Annotated in this window: 7 protein-coding genes; 4 read left to right on the forward strand and 3 right to left on the reverse strand. The window is 69.2% G+C overall.

What is annotated here, in order from left to right; all coding sequences use genetic code 11:
* The first annotated feature begins 377 nt into the window (after nucleotides 1–377).
* The 3 genes from ABW137_RS11830 to ABW137_RS11840 all read left to right on the forward strand — a co-directional run bounded on the left by ABW137_RS11830 (nucleotide 378) and on the right by ABW137_RS11840 (nucleotide 2,246).
* Nucleotides 378–1,085 carry an MBL fold metallo-hydrolase gene (locus ABW137_RS11830; RefSeq protein ID WP_526400068.1) on the forward strand — a complete coding sequence of 236 codons (708 nt, stop codon included), beginning with the start codon at nucleotides 378–380 and terminating at the stop codon, nucleotides 1,083–1,085.
* Nucleotides 1,086–1,093: 8 nt separating this feature from the next.
* Nucleotides 1,094–1,459: an RNA-binding S4 domain-containing protein gene (locus ABW137_RS11835; RefSeq protein WP_526400070.1), complete on the forward strand. Its 366-nt coding sequence runs from the start codon at nucleotides 1,094–1,096 to the stop codon at nucleotides 1,457–1,459.
* 157 nt (nucleotides 1,460–1,616) lie between these two features.
* Complete coding sequence (locus ABW137_RS11840; RefSeq protein ID WP_526400072.1) at nucleotides 1,617–2,246, forward strand: hypothetical protein; 630 nt, start codon at nucleotides 1,617–1,619, stop codon at nucleotides 2,244–2,246.
* Nucleotides 2,247–2,279: 33 nt separating this feature from the next.
* Here ABW137_RS11840 and ABW137_RS11845 read toward each other — a convergent pair whose 3' ends face one another.
* Together ABW137_RS11845 and ABW137_RS11850 are read right to left on the reverse strand one after the other, a co-directional pair.
* Nucleotides 2,280–2,996: a phytanoyl-CoA dioxygenase family protein gene (locus tag ABW137_RS11845; protein WP_526400074.1), complete on the reverse strand. Its 717-nt coding sequence runs from the start codon at nucleotides 2,994–2,996 to the stop codon at nucleotides 2,280–2,282.
* A 63-nt stretch (nucleotides 2,997–3,059) separates the two neighbouring features.
* Nucleotides 3,060–3,326 (reverse strand): YdeI/OmpD-associated family protein, encoded by a 267-nt coding sequence (locus ABW137_RS11850; protein ID WP_526400076.1) that lies wholly within the window; start codon nucleotides 3,324–3,326, stop codon nucleotides 3,060–3,062.
* 113 nt (nucleotides 3,327–3,439) lie between these two features.
* On the opposite strand from ABW137_RS11850, the gene ABW137_RS11855 reads away from it, so the two are divergent.
* Nucleotides 3,440–3,844 carry a hypothetical protein gene (locus ABW137_RS11855; RefSeq protein WP_526400078.1) on the forward strand — a complete coding sequence of 135 codons (405 nt, stop codon included), beginning with the start codon at nucleotides 3,440–3,442 and terminating at the stop codon, nucleotides 3,842–3,844.
* A gap of 23 nt (nucleotides 3,845–3,867) precedes the next feature.
* On the opposite strand, the gene ABW137_RS11860 is transcribed toward ABW137_RS11855, so the two are convergent.
* Nucleotides 3,868–4,515, reverse strand: coding sequence for a TetR/AcrR family transcriptional regulator (locus ABW137_RS11860; RefSeq protein WP_526400080.1), 648 nt, complete (start codon nucleotides 4,513–4,515; stop codon nucleotides 3,868–3,870).
* Between the last annotated feature and the right edge of the window lie 28 nt (nucleotides 4,516–4,543).

Below are 4,543 nucleotides of genomic sequence, written 5' to 3' on the forward strand. Positions count from 1 at the left end.
CCGCGGTGCGGGACGGCGCACAGCGCCTCGTGCAGCTTGCGGATGACCTCCTGGGTCTGGACGCCGTCCTTTCGGGTGAGGAAACCGACACCGCAGCTATCCTTCTCCCGATCCGGGTCGTACAGTCCGTTCAAACGGCGCTCCTCAGCCAGCGTCGCGAACGACGCGCCCAGCGTGTGACTGTGGGTTTCTCGTCGTTGAGCCAACCCGCCCCGCCGACACGGGATCGCGCGGACTGGAGCTGACGAACGGTTGTGCCCGTCTCGTCAAAGTAGCTTAGCCTACCCTAAAACCGTCCGCTGACTCACCGCCCGTCCCTGAGGGGTCAGCGTCACGCGCACCGTGCCGGAGCCGGCGGGCGGGACTACTTTCGGGGAGTGAACTACGCCTGGGAGGTCCTGTCCGACGGCGTGTTCAGATGTCGCCTACCGTTCCTCGACGTCACCGTCGGCCTTGTGAGGGGTCGCCGAGGATCCCTGCTGATCGACTGCGGCACAACACTTCTCGAAGCATCGTCCATCGCGCAGGACGTGCGGGACCTGGCCGGGTCGGCCGTTACCCACGTGGTACTGACCCATCACCACTTCGATCACGTGCTCGGCTCGGCGGGTTTCGGCGACGCCGAGCTGTACGCCGCGCCCGCGGTGGGTGTGGCGTTGACGTCGGGGCTCGCCGGGGTCCGCTCCCACGCCATCGGGTATGGCGCCGACCCTAACGAGGTCGACCAGGCGATCGCGGCGGTACGCGCGCCTGACCACGAGGTGCTGGGTGCCGACCTCGACGTCGGGGGCCGGATCGTCCACGTCGAACATCCGGGTCGCGGTCACACCGATCACGACCTGATCGTCGTCGTCACTCCCACCGGACCAGCCCAGCCGGCCGTCGTTTTCTGCGGCGATCTGATCGAGGAGTCGGCCGACCCCGCGATCGACGAGGACTCCGTCGTCTCCGAGTGGCCCGGTGCCCTGGATCGGGTGTTGGAGCTTGGCGGCCCCGACGCGGTGTACGTGCCTGGCCACGGCGCCAGGGTGGACGCGGCGTTCGTCCGCAGGCAGCGCGACTGGCTGGCCGCCCGCAGGTCATGATGGTTGGCATGGAGGCGACCCGGGTGGATCGATGGTTGTGGGCGGTCCGGCTGACGAAGACCCGGCCGGACGCGGCCACGGCCTGCCGCGCGGGACACGTGCGGGTCAACGACCGGCCCGCCAAACCGGCCACCATGATCTCGCCAGGTGACGAGGTGCGCGCCAGGGTGGGGGACACCACGCGCATCGTCGAGGTGGTCCGGGTGATTCAGAAGCGAGTGGGCGCGGCCGACGCCGTGACCTGCTTCATCGATCGGACACCCGCGCCGCCGCCGGTTGCCGCCGTTCCGGTGGCCTACCGCGATCGGGGAGCGGGACGGCCGACCAAGCGGGACCGTCGGATGCTGGACAGGTGGCGCGCCGGTCAGATCTGAGACGACCGATCGGACCGCGTCGATGTGTGCGACGATGGCGGAGCCCGCGGCTCGGCCCACCGAGGTCGAACCGGGCAGAAGTAACGCCCGGCACACCCGCGCCGATCCCCCCACAGGAGTCCGCGCGGGGCGCCATCAGAGAGGACGACCGGGATCCATGACCAAAGGACAGCGCGTCACGCCAACGGCCAACGCGGCGAAGATCGCCATCGCGACCGTCATCGTCGCCGGGGGAGCCCTCGCGATGGCGGCCCAGGCCTACGCCGAGCCGTTACCCCTGCCGACGCCAGATCCGGCAGCCCCCGGTGTTGCCGCCCCACCGCCCGGCCAGCCCGTGCCCGAGGTTCCCGGCGTACCGACCGGTGGTGACGCCCCGCCCGCGCCGCCGCCCATTGGCGCCCCGGTGGTGCCGGAGATCTCGGACCCTCAGTACGGCTCCCAGTCGTCGGGACCGTTGGGCTTCCTGAGGGACGCCTGGCACCAGGCTCAAAATCCGTACATGGTCCCAGAAGACGGCGGGGTGATCTCGTCGGCGCCGCCGCCGGGAGCGGGGCCGCCACCGCCGCTGCCACCCGGGTACAAGTCATTGAACGCACCTGGTTCCGAGACGATCCTGCCGCCGCAGGAAGGACCGCCCGCAGGCGTTCCGGCCCTGCCGCCCGGCTACTACCCGCTGAACGGACCGCCGCCGCCGGGATACTTCGACGCCCCTCCGCCTCCCGACCCGAACGCGCCGCCGCCGGCGGCGCCCGCACCGCCGGTGCTGTACGTCCCCCGGCTGCCGTAGCGTCCGTCCGAATTCAACCGCACCGGACCCGATTCACTGCCACGCCGACGCGAGTGGTGAACGTGTGTCCGGGGTGAGTGGCGCCGCCAGCATCACCGGTGCCTGAGCCATGAACCGCGGGGTGCTGCCGCGGTGCTCGTCCGCGGCGTGCACGGTGAACGGATGCACGACGTACATGTCACCGGGATGGCCGGTCGCCAGTTCGACGGCGCGGCCTGCGCTCGCGGAATCGACAAGCGGACCCCATTCGGCGACGTCCATCGGTTGATCGTCGAGCACGGCGGCGACGTCGCGATGGGACCCGACCCGGATCCTGGTCGGCGCATCATCGGGTCCGACGTCGGAGAGGATCGTCAACAGCAACAGCGTGTGGGGGCGGCCGCTGACCGCCCACGCACCATCCGACGCTGGCGTGTTCAGGTCGACGTGCCACCCCCGATCGTCGACCTTGGGTGGTGCCGGGAACCGGATCGGGACATTGCCGAGCGACCCCCGTCGTTGCCAGCCGCCGACTCCGCAGACCGCGTCCAGCGCAGCGGCCAACCTGGGGCTGCGGACCAGTTCGCCGAAGGGCCCGTGACCGGTTAGGTCGGCTGCCCACACCACCGGTTCCGTCCAGGTGTCGGGGCGCTCCGGTGACAGGCCGATCTGCGTCCACAGCAATTGTCTTGCGGCGTCGGCAGTCTCGCGTCGGACTGCCTCGTCGATCTTGAGGAATCCGTTCTCGGTGAATGCGTCGAGTGCAAGCATGCTTCATAGAGTCGTGCACCGGCAGCTCAGGGCGCCAACGATTTTCTCGGCCGTGCCTCGCCGCTACCTCTTGATCGTCTCGCGGTGCTTGCACCCCGGCCAGCAGCATGGTCGGCGCTTGCCTTCCTCCAACTCCTCCTGGGTCCTGCGGATCCGCCGCTCCCTGGTGCTCGCCTGCTTGGCATCCTCGACCCAACAGATGAACTCGTTGCGCGCCAGTGGCGTGATGTCAGTCCACGCGGCGAGCGCCGTGTCGTTGGCGACCAGTGCCTGGCGCAGGTCGGCGGGCAGGTCGTGCACCACCCCACCGGGCACTCGCCGACCACTCATGCCGACAGGGTAACTCCACTCGTTTGTTGGGATCGGTAGTCCACGCCGTCCTGTGCACTTCGAGGTAACGGCGTCGACCGAGGCGGCGAATCACCTGGAAAGGGGAGGGCATGATGAGCACGACTCAGCACCTCAATCGGATCGCAGGCGCGTTGGTGTCCGTCGGCATCGCGATGGCCGGGGTCGGCCTGACCGGAGCCACCGCTCAGGCCATTCCCGGTGGTCCGGTACCCCTGGATTCCTGGCCCGGTTGCCCGCCCGACAACCCATCCGGTCCGTGTGTGTGGTGTCCTGGCGATCCGCCGGTGCAGACCGGAAACATTCGAGTGAACCCCGTCATTTGGGATGAGGGCGTCTGCCACACGTACTGGTACGTGTACCACGGCCAGGGCAACGTGGCGCAGAACATCTTCGAGGGAGCCACACCGCCTCCGCCGCCGCCTCCTCCGCCGGGGTTCACCCCGCCGCTTCCGCCGGGATGGTGCTGGTCGTTGTTCCTCCCGGGGCCCTGCCCCTGATTCACGCGGGCCCTGCCCCTGATTCACGCGGGGTGGTCCCGCACTTCCTCGTCGACGAGGTGTCGCCGGACCATCGCTGCGCACTCGGCGCGCAACCTGGTTTGCATCGCGGTGTCCGGCACCAGCATCAGCTGGAGCATGGTCCCGCGCAGTTGCCCGACGAGTAGATAGGCGAACGCGGCCGGGTCCACGGCTCGTCGAATCGTGCCCTGGGCGACACCCTCGGCGACGGCAGCGGCGACCAGGCCTCGAAACCACTCGTCCCGCTCGACGTAGACGTCGCGCACGTTGTCGTCGTTGGCAACTGCCTCGCCCCACATGAGGAGGAACGCACGGGTCGCGATGTCTCCGTCCGCGGAGACCGCGAGATACTTGTCGACGAGTTCGAGGATCCAGTCCAGTCCGCTGGCCCTCGGGGAGACGCTGACGAGCGCCTGGGCGTGCTCGACCGCTCTGCGCAACAACTCCTGCTTGCTGCCGAACTGATGAGTCACGATCCCCCGGCTGTACCCGGCCGCGGCGCCGACGCGTGCCGTCGACATCGACCTGGACCCCGACTCCGCGATGAGCGCCAGCGCGGCGTCGAGAAGTCGGCGCTCCGTTTCGGCGCGACGAAACGCCTGCGTGCGCGATCCATCGGGGGGTGGCGGGGTGTCGCCGTCATCGGTCATGGGACGAATGCTATCCGGATAGCAAGTA

The sequence above is a fragment of the Mycobacterium sp. genome, from assembly GCF_040509115.1.
Lineage (GTDB): Bacteria > Actinomycetota > Actinomycetes > Mycobacteriales > Mycobacteriaceae > Mycobacterium.